Genomic DNA, 20,714 nt, shown 5'->3' on the forward strand with positions numbered 1-20,714 from the left:
TCCGGGCCCTTCGGCATGCCCGGACAGGTGCCGGGATCGCCAACCGGTCAAGGATTTCCGGGTCATCGCAGCCGGGTTACGGCTGGGACCGCGAAATCTCGTGGAACGAGCGGCAAGGTAACGGTTTGGTCTCGGAGCGCGGTCGGCTCGTCACCTACCGCAGTCGGCTGAGTTGTGTCTGTGTCCTGACCCGCACTTCGGGTCACGTCATCACTCAGGGAGGAGGGGTCAATGCGACCCCGCATCGGATACAAGAAGCTCGCCGCCGTCGGAGTTGCGGCGGTAGTCGGCGTGGCTTCTACGATTGCGCTGACGTCGGGTTCCGCGTCCGCCTCGCCGGTTTTCGGCTACAGCGGCTACGCGTACGGGACCGACGTTCAATCCGGGCTGGCGAACAGTGGCCCGCAGGTGATCAGCAAGTTCGGTTGCACCACGGACGCCAACAAGGCTGACAAGAACGACATCGCCACGGCGAACGTGAACGGGCAGGCGATCGCGCGCTCGGTGAAGACCGACACGCACAGCTTCAACAACGCCAGCGGCACCGGCGTCACCAGCAACGCGGTGGCCGCCGACATCCGCGTCGGCAACCTGCTCACGCTGACCGGCGTGAAGACCACCACCACGTCGAAGTACTCGAAGGGCCAGCTGTCCTACACCGGCAGCACCACCTTCGCGGGCGTGCGGATCGGCGCGGTCACGGTGCCGTCGCTGCTGAACCCCAAGCCGAACACCAAGGTCGCCGTACCGGGCCTGGGCTACATCGTTCTGAACCGCGTCGGCGGCGTGAAGACCGCGTCCGGCATCTACTCGTACGCGCAGGCGGTCGTGCTGCACGCGACGGTGAAGAACCAGTACATCCCGCAGGGCGTCGACGTCGCGGTGCTGAAGACCCGCGCGGAGATCTCCAAGCCGGCGACCGCACTGGTGATCGGTTCGGCCTACGGCACCAAGGCCACGGCCGACAAGCTGGTCGTCTCCGACGCCACGTCGCTCCAGACCACCTGCCAGGGCACTGAGGGCAAGACGGTCCGGGTCGCGGTCGGCGAGCTGAACATCCCGAAGGTCGCCTACGTCGGCGGTGTCTACACCACCAAGAACGGCGCCATCGGCACGGAGAAGTCCTACATCAACTTCACCTCGCACGTCGCGGGCGTGAAGGTCGGAAGCCTGTCCATCGGCGCCATCGAGTCCTCGGCCTCGGCGTGGAAGACCAAGGACGGCAAGGGCGGCGTCAGCTCGTCCTCGACGATCGCTTCCATCAAGGTCGGCGGCAAGAGCTACGCCGTCCCGACCGGCGAGAACAAGACCCTGGACATCCCGGGTATCGCTCGCCTGACCTTCAACCAGGTCATGCGGCAGAAGCGCTACATCGAGGTCAACGCGCTGGTCGTCGACGTCTACAGCCTGAACACCAAGGTTGTCGTCGCGCACTCGGCCGCCGGCGTCGTCAGCTGATCTCAGCAGACACGCTCTGAGTCGAACCTCACCGACCCAGAACTCCCGGCCCCCGGATCCCGCAAGGATCCGGGGGCCGGTTGTTTGCGCCCAACTTTGAGAAGCCACCGACCATTTCCGGAGCGGATTTTTGGTCGATGGCTTCTCAAAGTTGAGCTCAGGCGTCGAGGACGATGGTCACGGGGCCGTCGTTGGTGAGGGTGACGTTCATGTGGGCTCCGAAGGTGCCTCGTTCTACTTTGGCGCCTAGGGATTCGAGGGCGGTGCAGAAGGAGTTGTAGAGCGGCTCGGAGACCGGGCCGGGGGCGGCGGCGTTCCAGGAGGGGCGGCGACCCTTGCGAGTGTCGGCGTACAGCGTGAACTGGCTGATGGCGAGGATCGGGGCCTGTTCGTCGGCGGCGGAGCGTTCGCCGTGGAGGATGCGGAGGGTCCAGATCTTCGCGGCCAGCGCGGCGGCCTTCTCGGGGCTGTCGTCGTGGGTGACGCCGAGCAGGACCAGCAGCCCGGGCCCGTCGATCGCCCCGACCACCTCGCCGTCCACCGTGACCGACGCCCGACTGACTCGCTGTACTACGGCTCTCATGACAACATCTTCTCGTGCGGGAGATCGTCCGGTCATCGGACCCTCCGACCGGCAAATATCCGTTTCGAGATGCGATCTGGCAGGATTCGTCCATGGCGTCGACACTGATCACTGTTGCTCCCACCGGTGCCGAGACCGCGAAGGCGGACTGTCCGGCGTTGCCGACCACGCTCGACGAGCTGGTCGAGACGGCGAAGCGCTGCGAGGCCGCGGGAGCGGCGATGATCCACATCCACATCCGCGACGGTGAGCACAAGCCCACGCTTGACCTCGGCCGGCTGACCGAGACCGTCGCGGCGGTCCGGGAGAACACCGCGCTGATCGTGCAGCTCTCGACGGGCGGTGCCGTCACCGATCCGTACGAGGATCGCCTCCGCGTGCTGGACGCCGTACCCGACTCCTGCTCGCTGACCATGGGCACGGTCAACTTCGGCGACGACGTGTTCATGAACCCGTGGCCGTTCGTCACGCAGCTGTTCCAGCTCACGCAGGAGCGCGAGGTCGTTCCCGAGTTCGAGCTGTTCGACCTCGGCCACGTCGCCGCGCTGCACCGGCTCCTCGACAAGTACGGCCTGCCGTACGGCGGACGCGTGCACTGCGACCTGGTGATGGGCGTCCCCGGCGGCATGCCCGGTACGGCGGACGCACTCGTCGCCGCGGTCAACGCGCTCCCCGACGCCGTCACGTCCTGGTCCGCCACCGGCATCGGTCGTACGTCGTTGACGGTCGCGCTGGCCGCACTGTCGAAGGGCGGCAACCTCCGCGTCGGCATGGAGGACACGCTGACGCTGGCGAAGGGCCACCCGGTCACGCACAACGCCGAGCTGGTGGAACGCGCCGCCGCCCTGGCGACGCTCGCTCAGCGCCCGCCGATGTCCCCGGACGAGGCCCGCGACCTTCTCAACGTGAAGAAGTAGCCGGCGATCCCGGCAACGATGATCGTTGCCTCTAGCAATAGCCAGTCGCGGAGGTAGTCGCGGGCGAGCACGGTCGGGTTCGAACCTTTGCCCTGCCGCAGTAACAGCGGTACGGCGATCAGGCTGGTGATCCCGACGTACAGCAAGGTCGTCCGCACCGGGCCGACCGTACGGTGCCGATCGGGCCCGGCCGACCATCGAGCGAAGAGCCAGCCGACGCCGACGGTCAGTGGCACCAGCAAGAAGTCGTCGGCCACGACGGCCCCGCCCAGCCAGATCGGCAGCCGGATCAGCGCTGGTAGGTCCAGGGCGTTGAGCAGCAGCCAGAGTCCCCACAGTCCGACACCGACACCGGCGACGGCCAAACCGATCCGGGTCTTCACGAGATGACCTCCAGTCGATGCACCCACTTGGTCTGCAGGACCCCGGGGCGATTGGGCGCGATGATTCGCGCCGGGAACCCGTGGTCGAGCGCAAGCTCACCGCCGTTCAGCCGGAGCGCGAGCAGCGTCAGCGGATCGGCGGCGAAATCCGGTGGCAGCTCACTTGTCGCATAGAACCCGCCCTTCTCCATCGAGACGACCCGAACTCTCGAATGCGCCGGGGCTCCGGACAGTTCGAGCAGGTCCCGGATCCGGATGCCTTCCCAGCGGGCGCCTTGGCTCCAGCCCTCGACGCAGGCGATCGGCAGCTCGGACCGGCTCTGCGGCAGCGCCCGTAGTTCGTCCAGCGAGTAGGACAGCTGCTGCGGTCCCGTGATCATGAAGCGCCAGTTGTCGTCGATTCCGTTGACGCCGGCGGCTTCCGCCGTACGGTTCACCGGCAGGCCTTGGGGCCCGAGGTTCGGCTTCCGCGGCGCCAGGACGGCGACAGGACCGAACGCCGGGGCCGACTGCCCGACCGACGTGATGCCGACGAGCGTCGCGGCGCCGGCCACTGTCCGGAACAGCCCGCGCCGGGTGAGCCCGGTGATTGCCGGCGGCAAAGAGTCCGGCACCTTCTCGGCCGTACGCCGCCAGTTCGCGCGGATCAACGGGAGCTTGACGGCCAGGTGGACCAGCAGGGCACCGATGATGATCCACGCCAGCGCGTAGTGGGTCTGCCGGAACGGGAACGGCCATGGGTACCACTGCAGGGTGTTGATGAAGCCGATGAACAGCTCGAGTGCCATCGCCGAAACCAGCACCAGGATCGACGCCCGCTCCAGCAGCGTCGCGAGCGCCTTTCGGCTCGGCGGCCACGGCGGCTTCGCGAACAGCTTCGGGTAGACAGTCCACAACTTCGCCAGCAGCAACGGAACCGCGACGGTCCCGCTCAGCACGTGCAGTCCCTGAGTCACGCGGTACAGCGAGGACGGACGGCTGGGGATCGGCAGCCAACTCGGGGTGTCCTGGGCGAAGTGGCTGTAGAGGCCGGTCAGGAAGCAGACCGTCACGGCGACCGCGAGCCAGCGGCCGATGACCGTCGCCACCCGCGGGTGGTGCAGCGGCGACGGGAACGACTTCTCCGTCGGAGGTGCCGGGAGCTTCATGTTTCTACTAGAACCCAGCCGGAGACGTGTGGACGGCGTACGGCGGTTACTGCTCGCGAACGGCGTACCCGGAACCAGTTATCCACAGGTCCGCGTCTGTACCGGAGTTGGTGGCACCGGTCGGGGCATACTCTGGGCAAACTTGATGGAAGGAGTGGCGGAGTGAAGACGCAGGAGCGGTCGTTCGACGATGACGAGCGGGCGATGGCCGATCTGGCCGAGGTTGTCGACTGGCGACCGATCTGGGGACCGCCGGCCACCGGCATGGACGCGATCCGTGCCCTGGTCAACCGCGTCACCGACGCCACCGGCTGGCGTCCCTGGGCGCCGGGGACCATCGATCCCGATCGGTACACCTGGGGCCTGGTCACCCAGCGCGAGACGGTGATGCTCGTGCTGCCGGACGCCGTACTGCCGGAGTCGCCGCGGAGCGGCTGGTCGGCGTACGAGATCGGTTCGTCGGAGCTGCCGCAGGCCGAGGAAGGCCTCGACGCGCACTGGCCGGGCCAGCTCGAGATCGCCCGTCGCTACTGGGGTCCGCCGGTGTACGTCGGGCCCGGCGACGACCTGCGCATTCCGCCGGAGTGGCGCGGCCGCCGCCGGCACCTGGCGGTCTGGCTGCGACCCGGAGCCGAGTTCCACCTGTACGCGTCCCAGCCGGGGCCGGAGGACACCGCGGCCGGCTTCGGATATTCCGTCTATGCCAGCGAGGTGGCCTGATGGCTGAGGATCAACTGGAAGCGGAAGACCTCCTGCGCATCATCGCCAGGGAGCTGAAGCGCTTCAAGGACGTCGGGAGAGACGTCTGGAGGCTCCTGACCTCGTCGCAGCGGCGCCGGGTGGGGATCGAGACGGTAATCATCCGGGACCGCTGGGGCCCCGACCGTCCGAACGAAGACGTCCGCGATCGCACCGCCCGGCTGGAGCGCGAGGCCGCGCGAGCCGAGGAAGAGGTCCGGGATCTCGGGTCGCAGAACGAGAACCTGCGCGACCGTGTCGACGAGCTGCAGCGGGATCAGGACGCCGAGCGGAACGACGACCGCGACAACGACGGCATCTCGGACAGGGACATCAGGGAGCTGTCCGACGTCGACAACGACAAGATTCCCGACTCGCGGGAGCGTGAGACCGAGGACGACCAGCAGGTCGACAACGACAACGCTGCGGACGACGCGGCCCGGCAACGTGACCAGGAGCGCGAACGGGCGGACGAAGAGCGTCGGAAGCGGGAAGAGCAGGAGAGCCAGAAGAACCGCGAGGACGGTGTCGACCCGGTCACTGCAGGGGCGGCAGCCGGCGCTGTGGCTGGGGCCTCGGAACTCGTCGGTGAGCAGGACGAGGAGAACGCCGAGGACCAGCAGGAGCAGCAGGACCTCGAGGCCGACCAGGAGTCGACGGTTGACGCGGACAACGCGGTGGACGACCCGTCGGCTGAGGCGGACAACGTGCGCCAGACGGAGCCTGCTGCGGAGCAGGAGGGCGTCGACCCGTACGTGACCGAGGAGGGGGCGCTCGACAACGAGCGGTTCCAGCAGAACGACCTCGAGCAGGACGGCCAGCAGACGGACCCCACGCTCGACGCGGACAACTCGCTCGAGGAGTCGGGGGTTGACGCCGACAACGCGGTGGACGACCCAACGGCCGAGGCGGACAACCTGCGCCAGACCGAGCCTGCCGCGGAGCAGGAGGGCGTCAATCCGTACGTGGCGGGGGAGGGGGCGCTCGACAACGAGCGGTTCCAGCAGGACGACCTCGGGCAGGACGGCCAGCAGACGGACCCCACGCTCGACGCGGACAACGAGCTAGCCGAGCCGGGAGTCGACGCGGACAACGCGGTGGACGACCCGTCGGCCGAGGCGGACAACGCGCTCGAGGAGTCGGGGGTTGACGCGGACAGGGCGGTGGACGAGCCGTCGGCTGAGGCGGACAACGTGCGCCAGACGGAGCCTGCTGCGGAGCAGGAGGGCGTCGATCAGTCAGCCGAACAGAGCTCGCCCGGCGCGACCAACGAGCGGGTGGTCGAGTGGGACACCGAGCGGGACGGTTCGCACCTTGAGCTTGACGCCGACCAGGAGTGGGACGGGACCGTCTACCAGACCGGCGAGAACGGCCCGAGTGTGACCATCAACGGCGGGCAGCAGGGACAGGAGCAGTCCGCCCCGGATGTAGAAGGCCAGGAGCAGGGCGGGTCCCAGTCGGCGCAGGCGGTCAACCTCGACCGGGTCGAGGGGCAGACCTTCACCGTCGGACCCGAGGGAGTCCAGTTCGCGGACCAGAACCAAGCGTCGGCCGGCACCGAGGGCCCATCGACCAGCCAGGCGCAGGGCACGCAGTGGCGTCCGCCGGAGCGGGCGGCCGAGGACCCGGCGATCGCCGAGGCGCGAGAGGCCCAGGGGGACAAGCAGCAGCGCGGTCCCGGCAAGGATCTCCCGCCCCACGAGCAGGCGCAGTTCCACCACACTCGAGGCGACCAGGAGCCGCTCAGCAAGGTCGACCCCAAGAAGGCAGCTCTCGCAACCGACCGTCCCGGCACCCCAGCCGCGCAGCGCGGCCAGGACCGCGACCGCGGCGGCCGAGGCGACGACGGCCGAAGCGGCGGCGAAGGCCGCGAACGCTGATCACCTACTACAACCAACAGCACAGTCCGCGGGCTCTCCGAGTCCGCGGACTGTGCTGTTAGTAGACGATTGCTTGGGTGTTGTCGGTGAGGATTTCTTCGGTGAAGGCGGGGGCGCCGGCGATTCGGGTGCCGGGGTGGAGGTCGGCGTCGTTGAGGTCGCGGCGTTTGGCGCACTGGGTGCAGACGGTGAGTTGGCCGCCTTCGAGGACCGCGGTGAGCAGGTCGGCGAGGGGTGCCGCGTGCGGGAGTTCGAAGGTTTCCGCGCGCCCGGGGACCGCGAACCAGACGGCCTCACCGGTCAGCCACAGGGAGACCGTGGCGCCGGCCGCGACCGCGGTGGCGGCGACGGTGAAGGCCTGGTTGGCGCGCTCGGGTTCCTCGGCGCCTGCGGTCAGTTTGATCACCAGCGTGCGGGACATCACGCCACCGTAGCCGAAACCGCCGTACCCATCCTCTAGACTGACCAACGTGCTGCACGTCGTCTTCACCACGCTGCTGGTCCTGGTCTGTGTGTTCATGGGCTGGTTCTCGGCGTTCGTCGTCTACCGGCTGTATCGCGGCCGTAGTGCGAACTGAGTGACCCGATGGCGTTCGAGATCCCGCAGGACCTGCACCCGGACCTGATCCCGCTCGCGTGGCTGCTCGGTCGCTGGGAGGGCCGCGGGCACGGTGACTACCCGACGATCGAGAAGTTCGAGTTCGGGCAGCAGATCGATTTCACCCACAACGGCAAGCCGTACCTGCACTACGTCAGCCAGACGTTCGTGGTCGGCGAGGACGGCACCAAGGAGCGTCCGCTCGCCGTCGAGACCGGGTTCTGGCGTCCGCAGCCGGACAACAAGGTTGAGGTCATCCTCGCGCACCCGACCGGCATCGCCGAGATCTGGTACGGCGACATCGACGGCGCGAAGATCGAGCTGCAGACCGATGTGGTGGCGCGCACCGTCACGGCCAAGGAAGTCACCGCGGGCCATCGCCTCTACGGTCTCGTCAACGGCGAGCTCCTGTGGGCCTACGACATGGCCGCCGAAGGCCAGGCCCTGCAGCCCCACCTCTGGGCGACCCTCGTCCGGTCCTAACTCTCCGACACCCAGGAGTACTCGACTTTCGGTCGGCCGCTGCGGCCGTCGTAGCGCTGGGTTCGGAGCGCCTGCCCCTGATCGGCGAGGTGTTCCAGGTACCGGCGGGCGGTGATCCGCGAGGTGCCGAGCGACGTCGCCACCTCCTCCGCGGTCCAGCCCTCGCGATCGGCGAGGAGCTGTACGACGCGATCGAGCACACCTCCCGCCAGCCCCTTCGGCACCGACGAGGTCGTTGCCGGATGCAACAGCCGGTCCACTTCTTCCTGGTCCGCGACGACTTGGCCGGCCTCGGCCGCGCGGCGCTGGCGTGCGTACGCCCACAGCCGGTCCCGCAACGTCTCGAACGCGAACGGCTTCAGCACGTACTGAACGACCCCGATCCGCGCGGCCGCCTGCACCGCCGCGACCTCGCGCGCCGACGTCACCGCGACCACATCCGTTTGATTGCCAGCGGCCCGCATCCGCCGTACGACGTCCAGTCCGTGCCCGTCCGGCAGGTGCATGTCGAGCAGCACCACGTCGACATTGCCCCGCGCAAGCACCTGCAGCGCGCGCCCCGCCGTACCGGAGACTCCCACGCAGGTGAAGCCGGGCAGGCGTTCGACGTACGTGCGATGTGCTTCCGCCGCGACGGGATCGTCCTCGACGACGAGTACGCGTAGGTCAGGCACTCGCGCCCACCGCCCGCGGCAACCGGACCCGCACGGTCAGTGCGGGTACTTCGTCCAGCTCGGAATCCGGATCGACCATCAGCGAACCCTGCCACCGCTCGACCGTGCTCCGCACTAGTACAAGCCCCAGCCCGTGCCCCGGCTCGGCCTTCGTCGTCCACCCGTGCTCGAACATGTGCGCCAACTCCACCGACCCCAACGCGGCACCCGTGTTCGTCACGATCAGGTCCACCGCGTCCGCGGTCGTCGCCGCCCGGAACTCGACCTTCCGCGGCGCCGGACCGCCCCGTGCCGCCTCGATCGCGTTGTCCAGCAGGTTCCCGACCACGGTGACAACGTCCTGCGCCGGCAGCCGGGTGTTCAGCGCCTCGTGCCCGAGATCGAGGGCCAGTACGACGCCGCGCTCCTGTGCCTGCGACAACTTCGCCAGCAACAGCGAGGCCAGCACCGGATCGCCGACCGTGCCGACGACCCGATCCGTCATCGCCTGTGCGAACTGCAGCTCCGACACAGCGAACTCCCGTGCCCGTTCCGGTTTCCCGATCTCGATCAGGCTGACCACGGTGTGCAGCCGATTCGACGCCTCATGATTCTGTGCCTGCAGCGATTCCGCCAGACTCCGTACGGCGTCCAGCTCGCCGAGCAGCCGCTGCAACTGGGTGTGGTCCCGCAGCGTGACGATCCGCCCGCGCCCGGACGGCTGCTGGTTCACGACGACGACGCCTTGCGCGCCGAGGTGCAGCTCGTCGTACGCCGTCCGCCCGGTCTCGAGCAACTCGGCGAGAGCTGCACCGAGAGGGAGCTCCTCCAACGGCGTACCGGGTGCAACCTCGCGCAGGCCGAGGAGCTGCAGCGCCTCGTCGTTCGCGAGCTGCACCCGGCCGTCGAGGTCCAGCAGGATGAGTCCTTCGCGGGCCGCGTGCAGGACGCCTTCGTAGAAGTCGAGCATCCGTGCCAGCGACTGCGTGCCCATGCCGCGCGTCGCGCGACGTACGCGCCAGGTGACGAGCGCGTTACCCGCGATCGCGACGCCGAGCATCAGGCTCGCGATCCCGAGCATCGAGCGCAGGTCGATCCAGGCCAGCTCCCACCAGCTCGGTGCGGACAGACCGGAGGCCGCCGCGTCCCGGACCGCCTGGGCGCGGGACCGGCTGACCATCACGATCCAGACCATCGCGATCAGGACGGCGACCGTGACGCTCTGCAGCCAGAGAACCTGGCGGCGCAGCTCCCACGGACGGTGTCGCATGCGGACAGTTTGCCCCTAATCCGCCCCTGACCCGTACTGCGAACGATATGAACGAAATGCGCACTTCTCCTGTGCGTCACGTCACAGTTACCCACAACCCCTCCGCCAGGCCGATAAGGAAGTCCCACCAATGTCGAGCCCGACCGAACCCCGTCCGACTCCGGTCCGCAACGACCGGACCCATTTCCTCTACATCGCCGTCATCGTCGCCGCCCTGCTCGGCATCGGTGTCGGCCTGCTGTTCCCCGATTTCGCCGTCGAGCTGAAACCTCTCGGTACCGGCTTCGTCAACCTGATCAAGATGCTGATCAGCCCGATCATCTTCTGCACGCTGGTGATCGGGATCGGCTCGGTCCGCCAGGCCGCCAGCGTCGGCAAGGTCGGCGGTCTCGCGCTCGTCTACTTCCTGGTGATGTCGACGGTCGCCCTCGCCATCGGCTTGCTGGTCGGCAACCTCGTGCAGCCGGGCTCGGGCCTGAACCTGACCGACAAGCTCCGCGAGGCCGGCCAGAAGCAGGCCGCCGGCGCGCACGAGAGTACGACGGACTTCATTCTCGGCATCATCCCGAAGTCGCTGCTGTCCTCGCTGACCGAGGGCCAGGTGCTGCAGACCGTGCTGGTCGCGCTGCTCGTCGGGTTCGCGCTGCAGGCGATGGGCTCGAAAGGCCAGCCGATCCTGGTCGGCATCGGTCACATCCAGCGGCTGGTCTTCAAGATCCTGGCGATGATCATGTGGACGGCGCCGATCGGTGCGTTCGGCGCGCTCGCGGCCGTCGTCGGCGCGGCCGGATCGACCGCGCTGGTCAGCCTGCTGAAGATCATGCTGGCCTTCTACATCACCTGTCTGCTGTTCGTGATCGTTGTCCTGGGCACCATTCTGCGGATGGTCACCGGGATCTCGATCTTCCAGCTGCTGCGCTACCTCGGTCGCGAGTTCCTGCTCATCGTGTCCAGCTCGTCGTCGGAGACCGCCCTGCCCCGGCTGATCGGGAAGATGGAACACCTCGGCGTCGACAAGTCTGTCGTCGGTATCACCGTTCCGACCGGGTACTCGTTCAACCTCGACGGTACGGCGATCTACCTGACGATGGCGTCGCTGTTCATCGCGGAGGCCATGGACACGCCGTTCTCGCTCGGTCAGCAGATCTCCCTGCTGCTGTTCATGATCGTCGCGTCGAAGGGTGCCGCCGGTGTGACCGGTGCGGGCCTGGCGACGCTGGCCGGCGGTCTGCAGTCGCACCGCCCGGAGTTGGTCGACGGCGTCGGTCTGATCGTCGGCATCGACCGGTTCATGTCCGAGGCCCGTGCGCTGACGAACTTCGCCGGCAACGCGGTCGCGACCGTCCTGGTCGGGCATTGGGTCGGCGAGTTCGACAAGAACCAGGCCGAGCAGGTGTTCGCCGGCAACGACCCGTTCGACGAGGTCGCCTTCGCCGCCGGTGACACCCACGCCGGCGACGCCCCCGCCCCCGCCCCCGCCGCCGTCGAAGCTCGCCAGTCCGATAGCTAGACCATCCCCACCCCTCCCACGCGCTGCCCGCCGGACCACAGACCGGCGGGCAGCGCTGTACTTGCGGATCCCCAGGCCATCACAATCGCCCTTTCGCGGGCGCCCCAACCGGCGGAGTGCGCGGCGGCGCCAAATTGTGATGGCCTGGCGGTCCGCTACTTCCCGTCGAGCAGTTCGATGACCGGTGCGAAGTCCTCCAGGTAGCCGGAGTTGACGCTGATGTAGCTGGCGCCGATCTGGTCGCGGCGGCGCAGGAGTTCGTCGGCCATCTCCTGCGGTGTGCCGCGGAGCAGCATCAACGAGTCCATCGCCTCGAGCTCGTCGGGGTCGACGCCGGAGGCACGCTTGGTCCAGGGCGGCAGCGGGCGGGTCCCGGCGGCGAGCAGGTTCATCGCCAGCTCGATGTCGTCGGCGCGGGCCCCGGCCAACTCACGCAACTCACGCGCGACGGCCGCAACCTCCGAGCGAGGAGTGGTCGCGTCCTTGGCCAGCGAGACGATGTCGGCCCGCTCGGCCGCGAGCGCGAGCGCCTTCGGCCCGCCGGCGGCCAGCATGATCGGCGTACGTCGCTCGCCGTCGAGCTCGCGCAGCAGGTCGAGGGTCTCGATGACCTGCTCGCGCCGCTCCCGCGCCGTCCCCCATCGCAGACCGACCTCGGCCGTCTGCTGCTCCGCGACCGGACGGCCGGTGCCGATGCCGAACTCGAACCGCCCGTCGGTGAGCACGGTCAGGGTGTGCGCCTCCCAGGCGGCCTGTCGCGGCGTCCGCAGCGGCGCGGCCGCGACGAAGGTGCCGACCCGGATGTCGGCGACCGCGGCCGCCATCGCCAGCGAGGAGAACGGCGCCGGGAGCTGCAGTCCGTCCGGCATCAGCACGGTCTGGAACCCGAGATCCGCCGCCTGCCGAACCGTCTTCACCCACTCCTCACCGGTCGTCGGACTTCCCGCCACACCGAACCGGAACTGCCTCATACTCATCCACGTCCTCGCTTCGCTGCGGGCGCGGACGAGGCACGTGTCGCGCTGTGTTTGATGATGAACTCGCTTCGCTCCTTCATTGCCCTGCTCCCTCCGTCGTTGGATGACTCCAGAATCGCGACAGCGGGGGTCTGTCCACATCCCACGAGGGGAGGCGTTCGCCGTACGCCGACCGACGTACTCTGGTGACATGTCACGTATGCGCAGCCCCCTGCTGGACCGGCCCGGCGCGGTCGAGGCCGACGGACTCGACGCCGGCGTCGCGGCGCACTACGGCTCGGACCTGCGTGAGCAGCGGGCCCTGGTCGCGGGTGAGGCGTTCGTCGACCTGTCGCACCGCGACGTGGTCACGATCACCGGCCCGGACCGGTTGACGTGGCTGCACGCACTGACCACGCAGTACTTCGAAGGCCTCAAACCCGGTACGTCGACGACCGCGCTGCTGCTGTCTCCGACCGGGCACGTCGAGCACGTGATGTACGGCGTCGACGACGGGGAGACGTTCTGGCTGCACACCGAGCCGGGCGCGGCTCCCGCGTTGGTGGAGTGGCTGCAGAAGATGGTGTTCATGTCCCGCGTCGAGATCGCGGACGTGACCGACGACTACGCGATCATCTGGCGGCCAGGCGCTCCCGAAGGAGAGCATCTGACCCGTAGCGGTGCTGACTCGCTGGGTGGGCACGAAGTGTTCCTGCCGCGGGCCGAGCTGGCTGGGCTGAAGGGTGCCGCGGCCGGGATCTGGGCGTACGAGGCGCTCCGGATCGAGGCGGGCGCGCCGCGGTTCGGGCTCGACACGGACGAGCGCGCGATCCCGAACGAGCTCGGTTGGCTCGGTGTCGGCGTACATCTGGACAAGGGCTGCTACCGCGGCCAGGAGACCGTCGCGCGGGTCCACAACCTCGGCCGCCCGCCGCGCCGCATCGTCCGTCTGCTGCTCGACGGTTCCGTCGACCACCTGCCGGCCCACGGGTACGCCGTCCGCGTGGGGGACAAGCAGGTCGGCGTGATCGGCTCCGCGGCCCGCCACCACGAGCTCGGCCCGATCGCCCTCGCCCTGATCAAGCGCAACGTCGACCCGGCCGCCGTGCTCGAGATCGTCGCCGAGGACCAGCCGACCGTGACCGCGACCCAAGAGCTCTTGGTCGACCCCGAGGCCGGCCTGCACGTTCGCGCCCGGCTGTAAGCCGCAAACCTAGACGGGCGAGCGCAGGCGGCGGCCGGGGGACGGGATGCTGGCGGGGCTGGCCAGGCCTAGCGTGCCCAGGAACCGTTCGAGGCTGAACGCGGCCATGCCGAGGGCGACCGGATTGCCGGGAACACGGGACGCCTCGACGGTGAGGTCGGGCAGGGACCCCGGCAGGACGTGATCCGGCAGCTCTGCGCGGACCGCGGGGATCAGCCAGTCGCCCAAGGCCGCAGTGGTCCACCCGGTCAGCGTGATATGCGCGATGTTCAGCAGGTTCACCAGGTCACCGAGCGACGCTGCCAGGTAGTGAGAGGTACGGCGGGCAAGCTCGTCAAGCGCACTGTCACCCCGCGCCAGCCCGTCGGCGACGGCATCCACGAACCCGCGCTGCTGCGGCTCCCGCAGCGCGGCATGGTCCTGGTCGATCTCCGACAGTGTGGTCTGTAGTCCCTGCACGCCCAGGTACGCCTCGACGCAGCCGAGCCGGCCGCACCGGCAGCGCCGGCCGTCCAGCTGGAGCAAGGTATGTCCCCACTCGCCCGCGTTGTTCGCCTCGCCGCGAAGCAAGGACCTGTCGATCACGATGCCGGCGCCGACCCCGGTGCCGAGATTGACCACCGCCATGCTCTTGGTCACCCGGCCGACGCCGAACCACAGTTCCGACAGCGCGACGGCCTTCAGCGGGTTGTCGACGTACACCGGCAGGCCGAGGCGTTCCGCGAGCAACGCCTCGATCGTGACGTCGTGCCAGTCCCAGTTCGGTGCGAAGACCGAAACCCCGGCGTCCGGCCTGACCTGGCCGGGCAGGCTCACGCCGGCGCCGATGATCTGGTCGCGCTTGATGCCGTCCGCCCCGACCGCCGCGTCGACGGCCCGGACGATGCCGTCGACGACGTACGCCGGTCCGCTCTCGTGCTCGTCGAGCGCGACCTGATGCTGTGCGAGCGGCTGGAGAGTGACGTCGTACACCGTCGCGTCGACGTACGTCTCGGCCACGTCGATGCCGAGGATGCGGCCGCGATCGGGGTCGATCGTCAGCCGCTCGTACGGGCGGCCGACCGTGTTCTGCTCGACCGTCGCGATCCGCAGCACCCCCTCGGCGAGGAACTGCGTGACGAGGGTGGCGACGGTCGCCGGGCTCAACCCGGTGTGCCGTGAGATCTCCTGCCTGGTGGACGGACCCAAGGCGAACAGTGCGTGCAGCACCTCGAACCGGCTCTCGTTGCGCAGGTCACGAGACGTCTGCCGCGGCACGTTCATCCCCTAGGTGTTCTCGATCCGTACTGCCCGAAGCTCCGGCCTGGCCGGTCCGTCCACGCCCCGCACCAGCAGCGTCAGCCCAGACCATCCCGGCGGGATCCACAGTACGTCGGGATCGCCGCCGGAGAACGCCGGCCGGTCACCGAGCCAGACGCGTCCGAGGCACTCCCCGCCGGCCCACCCGGTGATCCGGACCTGAGTCCCCTCCGGCCGCACCAGCAACCCATTCTCCAACGTTGGAAGCTCCACGTCGAGCCAGGCCTCCTCGCCCGGCGCGAGCGTCAGCGGGAGCTCGATCGCGGGCCCGGACTCGCGGCGGAGCGCGAACGCGGTCAGCAGTTCGTCGTCCTGTACGGCGCAGGTCCAGTCGACGATCGGGTCCAGTGTGAGCAGCTCGGCACGGAGACCGCCGCCGCTCGGATTGTGCGGAACGGTGACGGAGATCTGTTTGGTCCCGGCGGGCAGGGTCACCCACGGATCCTCGGCGTGGACTGTGAGTGGCCGGCCGTCGTCCACAGTCACGGAGACGGGCTCACGAACGCCTTCCAGATGCAGCGCCGCCGGCGTTTCGGTCTCGAGGTGGCGTGTGTAGGTGATCGGCGTGCCGACGCGCGTGCTGCTCCAGCCGGTCAGGCTCCGCAGCGGGGCCGGCTCGCCGGCCCAGTGCCCGTGGACTGTCCAGAGCGCCGAGATGTCGCGCGTCTCGAGGACGTTCCACAGCGACCCGAGGCCGCGCAGCGCGCCGAGCCGCAGGGACGGCAGGCGGGTGTCGTCGAAGTTCGCGTGGCCCCAGATCTCGACGGTTGCCTGGATCTGTCCGGTGAGCCCGCGGACGTCGATGCGTTCGGTCGCACCGAAGGCCGCCAGCGTGTGGACGCGACCGCCGACCGACAGGTCCACGATGTCGGCGGCGCCGACGAGAAGCAGTTCGCCGGTCAGCTCGGTGGTCGTCGTGTAGGTTCCGCGCCCGCGGTAGACGCCGAGAGATTCCAGCGTCGGCGGGAGCTCGTGAGTCCCTGCCGGCGTCGAAGGTGCGGCCGACGTACGTCGCCGGATGGTCCCCGGTGCCTCATCGGAGGCCTCGGGAATGTCAGTCTCCGGTGGCGGCTCTACCGTGACCACGACACCTTCGACCATCCTCGACGAGCCGACCAGTATCTGCTCCGTGGTGCTGCCGATGACGACTGTCACTGGTACGGCGGAGCAGAACAGCAGGCCCTGCTTCGTGTCCATCAGGTCGGCCGATGCCAGCCGGAGCGTGGTGTCGCCGAGCGGCAGGTCGAGCACCATCAGCGGGCACGAATCCGCCGCCACCGCGACTGGGATTCCCGCGACGATCGCCTGTCCGTCCTCGGCACCGAGGTTCGGTACGGCGACCAGTCGGCCACCGCCCTCCAGGTCCAGCACCGAGTGCGACGAGCTGGTCGGAAAGTCGGTCGTCACCTGGATCGGCTTACCCGGCGTCGCTGACGCGAGCCGTGGTCCGAGCGCCTCCAGCACCCAGGCCAGCGCCTGCGCCTGAGCGAACTCCGGTCGCTCCACTCCTGTCGACGACACGTATCCACCGAAGTCGTAGCCGTGGCTCATGAAGTTCCCCGGCCGCCCCCAGTTCCCGCTCGACGGGGTGTAACCGAAATTCCATCCCGACGACTGCAGATAGGGCGCGATCAGCGACGCACCACTCGCCAGCAGGCGCCGCAATGTCCGGTGCCGCCGGTTCGTCTCGGTGATCAGCAGCGGCAGCCCGCGATCAGCGAGCAGCCGCGCATACCGCCGTACCTCTTCCTCGATGAACGGCGAGTCGTCGTCGGGGTAGAAGTTGCACGCCGGTACGACGCCCTCCACGTCGCCGGTGGCGCCGAAGAGATCTCCTTGCCCCGAGCAAGCAATCAGCGGTACGCCGAGACCGTGCTGCAGAGCCTGTTGACGCAAAGCGGTGAGGTACCCGGGCCGGTCCTCGCAGTCGAAGAAGTCGAGCTCGTTCTCCAACTGGACCATGATGACGGCGCCACCTGCGCCGTACTGACGCGCGGCCAGGATCGGCAGGACCTGATCGAACCAGTCCGTCACCTGAGCCAGGAACCGCGGCTCGTTCTGCCGGACGCGCAGCGCGGGGTCCAGCCCCAGCCACGCCGGCAGCGCGCCGCCGTCCCACTCCGAGCAGATGTAGGGACCGGGTCGGGCAATGACGTGCAGCCCGACCTCGAACGCGAGATCCAGGAACGCGGCGACGTCACGGCGGCCCTCGAACGACCAGCGGCCGGGGGAGAGCTCGTGGAAGTTCCACGGCAGATACACGTCGACACACGTGTACCCGGACCGGCGAATCTGCTCGAGCCGTTCCCGCCACTGCTCCGGCGGCAACCGGAAATAGAACAGCGACGCGCACAACAGCACTCGCGGCTCCCCGTCGATCCGGATCCCGCGCGCGTCCATTTCGACCGTCACTTGACCCCCGCACTCCCGCCGCTGATGTCCATCTCGTACAGGTACCGCTGTCCCAGGTAGTAGACCAGGATCATCGGCAAGGTGAGCAGGATCGACCCGACCATCACCAGGTTCCACGGTGGCGCCTGCAGTGCTTGCGACGTACTGGTGATGTACTGCACGCCCAGCGCCAGCGGCATCTTGGTCTCGTCGTTGAGGTAGATCAACGGGCCCATGAAATCACCCCAGGTGGCGGTCAGGGTGAAGATACCGATCGCGATCAGCACCGGGGCGAGCATCGGCAGCATGATCCGGCGGTAGATGCCGAAGAAGCCGAGGCCGTCGACCATCGCGGCCTCGTCGATCTCGCTCGGCAGCCGGGACACGAACTGCCGGACCAGGAAGACGTTGAACGCGTTGGAGAAGAAGTTCGGCACGATCAGCGGCAGGAAGGTGTTCACCCAGCCGAGTTCCTTGAACAGGATGAACTGCGGGATCATCGTGATCTGCGCCGGGATCATCATGGTCGCCAGTACGACGATGAACAGCGCGTTCTTGCCGGGCGCCCGCAACCGAGCGAACGCGTAACCGACCAGCCCGCTGGACAGCATCTGCCCGATCACCGCACCGGTCGAGATGATCACCGAGTTCAGCAGGAACCGCTGCATCGGGAGGTCGGTGCTGAACACCCGCGTGAAGTTCTCCCAGTGGAACTCGCGGGGGAGGATCGTGAAGGTGTTGGCGTTGACGGTCTGGTCGCTGGACAGCGCGATCGACACCACGAACACCAGCGGGACGCACAGCACAGCCGACACGATGATCAACGTGGCATAGGTGAACGGCGTCGCCCGGAACACTCCCATGACCCGATCGCGGCTCGCGGTCCGCTCCGGTCCCGGCTGCGGCTCCTGCTGCGGTGGTGCGGCAGCGGAGATGACGGTGGCCATCACTTCACCTCGGTCTCGTAGAACACCCAGCGCCGGGCGGTGCGGAAGGCGAGCAGCGTGAACACCAGGATGACCGCGAACAACAGCCACGACAGCGCCGACGCGTAACCCATGTGGTAGAAGGAGAACGCCTCGTTGAACAGCAGCGGAACCATCATCTGGCTGGCGTTGTCCGGCCCGCCCTTGGTCAGGATGTAGACCTGGGAGAACACCTGGAACGCGCCGATCAGCCCCATGATCAGGTTGAAGAAGATGATCGGGGTCAGCTGCGGGAAGGTGATGCTCCAGAACTGCCGGAACGCTCCCGCACCGTCCACCTCGGCCGCTTCGTAGAGCTCCCGCGGGATGCCCTTCATGGCCGCGAGCAACAGGACGGTCGCGCCGCCGGCGCCCCAGACGGACAGCAGGATCAGCGCCGGTTTCACCCAGATCGATTCCAGCAGCCACGACGGGCCCGGGATGCTGAACACCCCGAGTACGTCGTTCAGCGGGCCGGACGGGGCCAGCACCATCTTGAAGATCATCGCCGTCGCGACCAGTGGCACCAGCGTCGGCAGGTAGATCAGCGTCCGGAACACCTTGCGGAGGCGGACCTGCTTGTTCAGCAGGTTCGCCAGCCACAGGCCGATCCCGAGGCCGAGCGGCACCGAGATCGCGGCGTAGAAGAACGTGTTCCACAGCGCCTTCCAGAACACCGGATCCTCGGTCAGCAGCCGGGTGTAGTTCTCCAGCCCGACGAACTTCGGCGGGGTGAACGAGTCCCAGTCGGTCAGCGAGATGTAGATCGACGCGATCATCGGCCCGAGCAGGAACACGACGAAACCGATGATCCACGGCGACGCGAACAGGTAGAACCACAACGCCTCGCGGCGGCGTAACCTCGACATCAGGCCGGCTTGACGATGGACTCGAGTCGCTTCTGGACCGCGGTCAGCGCGGTGCGCGCGTCCTGCTTGCCCAGCCAGAAGTCGGCCAGCCCGTCGTCGAACGCCTTCTGCATCTCGTTCCAGGCCGGGATGAACGGCGCCCGGTAGACGAAGTCGCTGGACTCGCCGAACACGTTCATGTTCACCGGCTTGGTCATCCAGGCCGGCTTCAGGAATGCCTGGCTCTTCTGCACCTCGAGGTTGGCCGGCACGTCCTGGCCGGTGGCGATGATCTGCTGCTGTGCCTCCGGTGAGGTGAAGAAGTCGATCGCCTTGAGGGCGGCATCCGGGTTCTTCGCCGTCCGGGAGACGGCCAGGCCGCTGCCGAACGCGGTCACCGCCTGCTGCTTGCCCTTCCACAGCGGCGCGATGTCCCACTCGATCTTGCTCTTCGCCAGACCGCCGATCGCCCAGAACCCGGTGGTGTTCACCGCCACCTTGCCATTGGCGAACGCCTGGTCGCCGCCGACATCCGCGCCCATGTCGGCGTACTGCTTCTTGGTCGGTACGACGCCGTGCTTGAACACCAGGTCGCCGGTCCACTGCAGGGCCTCGATCACCTCGTCGGTGGCGACCGCGGGCTTGCCGCTGTCGTCGATGATCTTGCCGCCGTTCTGGTACACGAAGCTCCACCACTGGGCCCACCACCCGCCGCCGGCGTAGCCCCACTGCTTGCCCGGAACGGTCAGTTCCTTGAACGCGGCGAGCGCGTCGTCCCAGGTCCAGTCCGCGCTCGGCGCCTTGATGCCCTTGGCGTCGAACAGCGTCTTGTTGTAGTACACGATCATCGCGCCGGAGCGGTCCGGGATCGCGTAGACCTTGTCCTGGTACGAGTACAGCTTGCCGATCGAGCCGAACCGCTTCTCGAGGTCGATCCCGGCCTTCGACGCCAGGTCGTCCAGCGGCAGGAGCTGGTTCTTGCTCGAGTAGACGTTGACGCTCTCGGCCACCTGCATGATGTCGGGGCCCTTGCCGCCGGCAATCATCGTCTGGACCTTCTGCGCGTACCCGTCACCCGGGATCAGCTGCAGCGTCACCTTCAGCTCGGGGAACTTCTTGACCAGCAGGTCGATCCGCTTCTGGTACGCCGTCTTGTCGGCGTCCCCGCCCCACACCGCCATCACCAGGTTGGCGGCGGTGGCGTTACCCGACGTACTGCCCTTGTCGTCGCTGTCCGAACCGCACGCGGTGAGCGTGATGACACCCGCGGCCAGACTCATCCCGAGAAATCCCCGACGCGAAACCTGCGCCTTGTCCATCGCCATCGCGCTGACCTTCCTACGTGTTGAACCCTGAGGGTTTGTGTTGATCCCTGAGGGTTTGGGTGCCGGTTAAACTAATCATTGGAATAACCCTTGGCAAGACCCAGG

General features: G+C 68.1%; 19 protein-coding genes. 7 read left to right on the forward strand and 12 right to left on the reverse strand.

The features are described 5' to 3' along the window. Nucleotides 1-231: 231 nt before the first annotated feature. Nucleotides 232-1,458: a choice-of-anchor P family protein gene (locus EV651_RS22490; protein ID WP_133787202.1), complete on the forward strand. Its 1,227-nt coding sequence runs from the start codon at nucleotides 232-234 to the stop codon at nucleotides 1,456-1,458. 157 nt (nucleotides 1,459-1,615) lie between these two features. Here the strand turns inward: EV651_RS22490 and dtd are convergent, their stop codons facing one another. Beyond that, nucleotides 1,616-2,041: a D-aminoacyl-tRNA deacylase gene (gene dtd / locus EV651_RS22495; RefSeq protein ID WP_133787203.1), complete on the reverse strand. Its 426-nt coding sequence runs from the start codon at nucleotides 2,039-2,041 to the stop codon at nucleotides 1,616-1,618. Between the two features lie 92 nt (nucleotides 2,042-2,133). Between dtd and EV651_RS22500 the strand changes: the two genes are divergently transcribed. Continuing rightward, on the forward strand, nucleotides 2,134-2,958 hold the full coding sequence (locus tag EV651_RS22500) for a 3-keto-5-aminohexanoate cleavage protein (RefSeq protein ID WP_133787204.1): 825 nt from the start codon (nucleotides 2,134-2,136) through the stop codon (nucleotides 2,956-2,958). Here EV651_RS22500 and EV651_RS22505 read toward each other — a convergent pair. Both EV651_RS22505 and EV651_RS22510 read right to left on the reverse strand, forming a co-directional pair. After that, complete coding sequence (locus EV651_RS22505) at nucleotides 2,901-3,341, reverse strand: hypothetical protein (protein WP_133787205.1); 441 nt, start codon at nucleotides 3,339-3,341, stop codon at nucleotides 2,901-2,903. The two genes, EV651_RS22500 and EV651_RS22505, sit on opposite strands and share 58 nt — an antisense overlap. After that, a complete protein-coding gene (locus EV651_RS22510) occupies nucleotides 3,338-4,489 on the reverse strand; it encodes a molybdopterin-dependent oxidoreductase (protein ID WP_133787206.1) in 1,152 nt (383 codons plus the stop codon). Before EV651_RS22510 ends, EV651_RS22505 begins: the two co-directional genes overlap by 4 nt. Nucleotides 4,490-4,651: 162 nt before the next feature. Here EV651_RS22510 and EV651_RS22515 point away from each other — a divergent pair, with 162 nt between their 5' ends. Together EV651_RS22515 and EV651_RS22520 are read left to right on the forward strand one after the other, a co-directional pair. Continuing rightward, nucleotides 4,652-5,209, forward strand: coding sequence for a hypothetical protein (locus tag EV651_RS22515; RefSeq protein WP_238157125.1), 558 nt, complete (start codon nucleotides 4,652-4,654; stop codon nucleotides 5,207-5,209). Beyond that, nucleotides 5,209-7,107 carry a hypothetical protein gene (locus tag EV651_RS22520; protein WP_133787207.1) on the forward strand — a complete coding sequence of 633 codons (1,899 nt, stop codon included), beginning with the start codon at nucleotides 5,209-5,211 and terminating at the stop codon, nucleotides 7,105-7,107. The genes EV651_RS22515 and EV651_RS22520 overlap by 1 nt, the downstream gene beginning before the upstream one ends. Nucleotides 7,108-7,165: 58 nt before the next feature. Here EV651_RS22520 and EV651_RS22525 read toward each other — a convergent pair whose 3' ends face one another. Next, complete coding sequence (locus EV651_RS22525; RefSeq protein WP_133787208.1) at nucleotides 7,166-7,528, reverse strand: DsrE family protein; 363 nt, start codon at nucleotides 7,526-7,528, stop codon at nucleotides 7,166-7,168. Nucleotides 7,529-7,693: 165 nt separating this feature from the next. On the opposite strand from EV651_RS22525, the gene EV651_RS22530 reads away from it, so the two are divergent. After that, a complete protein-coding gene (locus EV651_RS22530) occupies nucleotides 7,694-8,188 on the forward strand; it encodes an FABP family protein (RefSeq protein ID WP_133787209.1) in 495 nt (164 codons plus the stop codon). Here the strand turns inward: EV651_RS22530 and EV651_RS22535 are convergent. Continuing rightward, nucleotides 8,185-8,862 (reverse strand): response regulator, encoded by a 678-nt coding sequence (locus EV651_RS22535; protein WP_133787210.1) that lies wholly within the window; start codon nucleotides 8,860-8,862, stop codon nucleotides 8,185-8,187. The two genes, EV651_RS22530 and EV651_RS22535, sit on opposite strands and share 4 nt — an antisense overlap. Then, a complete protein-coding gene (locus EV651_RS22540) occupies nucleotides 8,855-10,111 on the reverse strand; it encodes a sensor histidine kinase (protein ID WP_133787211.1) in 1,257 nt (418 codons plus the stop codon). The genes EV651_RS22535 and EV651_RS22540 overlap by 8 nt, the downstream gene beginning before the upstream one ends. Before the next feature lie 130 nt (nucleotides 10,112-10,241). Here EV651_RS22540 and EV651_RS22545 point away from each other — a divergent pair, with 130 nt between their 5' ends. After that, a complete protein-coding gene (locus EV651_RS22545; protein ID WP_133787212.1) occupies nucleotides 10,242-11,621 on the forward strand; it encodes a cation:dicarboxylate symporter family transporter in 1,380 nt (459 codons plus the stop codon). Between the two features lie 155 nt (nucleotides 11,622-11,776). Here the strand turns inward: EV651_RS22545 and EV651_RS22550 are convergent, their stop codons facing one another. Continuing rightward, nucleotides 11,777-12,598, reverse strand: a complete 822-nt coding sequence (locus tag EV651_RS22550) for an LLM class flavin-dependent oxidoreductase (RefSeq protein WP_133787213.1) — start codon at nucleotides 12,596-12,598, stop codon at nucleotides 11,777-11,779. A gap of 190 nt (nucleotides 12,599-12,788) precedes the next feature. Here EV651_RS22550 and EV651_RS22555 point away from each other — a divergent pair, with 190 nt between their 5' ends. Next, the gene (locus EV651_RS22555) at nucleotides 12,789-13,781 is read left to right on the forward strand and encodes a folate-binding protein YgfZ (RefSeq protein ID WP_133787214.1); all 993 of its coding nucleotides are present in this window, start codon (nucleotides 12,789-12,791) and stop codon (nucleotides 13,779-13,781) included. 9 nt (nucleotides 13,782-13,790) lie between these two features. Here EV651_RS22555 and EV651_RS22560 read toward each other — a convergent pair whose 3' ends face one another. From EV651_RS22560 to EV651_RS22580, 5 genes are read right to left on the reverse strand one after another with little or no spacing between them, the layout of a single operon-like run. Continuing rightward, the gene (locus EV651_RS22560; protein ID WP_133787215.1) at nucleotides 13,791-15,044 is read right to left on the reverse strand and encodes an ROK family transcriptional regulator; all 1,254 of its coding nucleotides are present in this window, start codon (nucleotides 15,042-15,044) and stop codon (nucleotides 13,791-13,793) included. Nucleotides 15,045-15,047: 3 nt separating this feature from the next. After that, nucleotides 15,048-17,492, reverse strand: coding sequence for a beta-galactosidase (locus tag EV651_RS22565; RefSeq protein WP_238157126.1), 2,445 nt, complete (start codon nucleotides 17,490-17,492; stop codon nucleotides 15,048-15,050). After that, a complete protein-coding gene (locus EV651_RS22570) occupies nucleotides 17,489-18,418 on the reverse strand; it encodes a carbohydrate ABC transporter permease (RefSeq protein WP_133787216.1) in 930 nt (309 codons plus the stop codon). Before EV651_RS22570 ends, EV651_RS22565 begins: the two co-directional genes overlap by 4 nt. Then, nucleotides 18,418-19,305, reverse strand: coding sequence for a carbohydrate ABC transporter permease (locus EV651_RS22575; RefSeq protein WP_133787217.1), 888 nt, complete (start codon nucleotides 19,303-19,305; stop codon nucleotides 18,418-18,420). Before EV651_RS22575 ends, EV651_RS22570 begins: the two co-directional genes overlap by 1 nt. Beyond that, nucleotides 19,305-20,609, reverse strand: coding sequence for a sugar ABC transporter substrate-binding protein (locus EV651_RS22580; protein ID WP_133787218.1), 1,305 nt, complete (start codon nucleotides 20,607-20,609; stop codon nucleotides 19,305-19,307). The genes EV651_RS22575 and EV651_RS22580 overlap by 1 nt, the downstream gene beginning before the upstream one ends. Between the last annotated feature and the right edge of the window lie 105 nt (nucleotides 20,610-20,714).

This window comes from Kribbella sp. VKM Ac-2571 (genome assembly GCF_004362255.1).
Lineage (GTDB): Bacteria > Actinomycetota > Actinomycetes > Propionibacteriales > Kribbellaceae > Kribbella > Kribbella pratensis.

Coding starts and splice junctions, on each gene's coding strand:
- EV651_RS22490 (WP_133787202.1), top strand. CDS start 232: ATGCGACCCCGCATCGGATACAAGAAGCTCGCCGCCGTCGGAGTTGCG.
- dtd (WP_133787203.1), bottom strand. CDS start 2,041: ATGAGAGCCGTAGTACAGCGAGTCAGTCGGGCGTCGGTCACGGTGGAC.
- EV651_RS22500 (WP_133787204.1), top strand. CDS start 2,134: ATGGCGTCGACACTGATCACTGTTGCTCCCACCGGTGCCGAGACCGCG.
- EV651_RS22510 (WP_133787206.1), bottom strand. CDS start 4,489: ATGAAGCTCCCGGCACCTCCGACGGAGAAGTCGTTCCCGTCGCCGCTG.
- EV651_RS22520 (WP_133787207.1), top strand. CDS start 5,209: ATGGCTGAGGATCAACTGGAAGCGGAAGACCTCCTGCGCATCATCGCC.
- EV651_RS22525 (WP_133787208.1), bottom strand. CDS start 7,528: ATGTCCCGCACGCTGGTGATCAAACTGACCGCAGGCGCCGAGGAACCC.
- EV651_RS22530 (WP_133787209.1), top strand. CDS start 7,694: ATGGCGTTCGAGATCCCGCAGGACCTGCACCCGGACCTGATCCCGCTC.
- EV651_RS22540 (WP_133787211.1), bottom strand. CDS start 10,111: ATGCGACACCGTCCGTGGGAGCTGCGCCGCCAGGTTCTCTGGCTGCAG.
- EV651_RS22545 (WP_133787212.1), top strand. CDS start 10,242: ATGTCGAGCCCGACCGAACCCCGTCCGACTCCGGTCCGCAACGACCGG.
- EV651_RS22550 (WP_133787213.1), bottom strand. CDS start 12,598: ATGAGTATGAGGCAGTTCCGGTTCGGTGTGGCGGGAAGTCCGACGACC.
- EV651_RS22555 (WP_133787214.1), top strand. CDS start 12,789: ATGTCACGTATGCGCAGCCCCCTGCTGGACCGGCCCGGCGCGGTCGAG.
- EV651_RS22560 (WP_133787215.1), bottom strand. CDS start 15,044: ATGAACGTGCCGCGGCAGACGTCTCGTGACCTGCGCAACGAGAGCCGG.
- EV651_RS22570 (WP_133787216.1), bottom strand. CDS start 18,418: ATGGCCACCGTCATCTCCGCTGCCGCACCACCGCAGCAGGAGCCGCAG.
- EV651_RS22575 (WP_133787217.1), bottom strand. CDS start 19,305: ATGTCGAGGTTACGCCGCCGCGAGGCGTTGTGGTTCTACCTGTTCGCG.
- EV651_RS22580 (WP_133787218.1), bottom strand. CDS start 20,609: ATGGCGATGGACAAGGCGCAGGTTTCGCGTCGGGGATTTCTCGGGATG.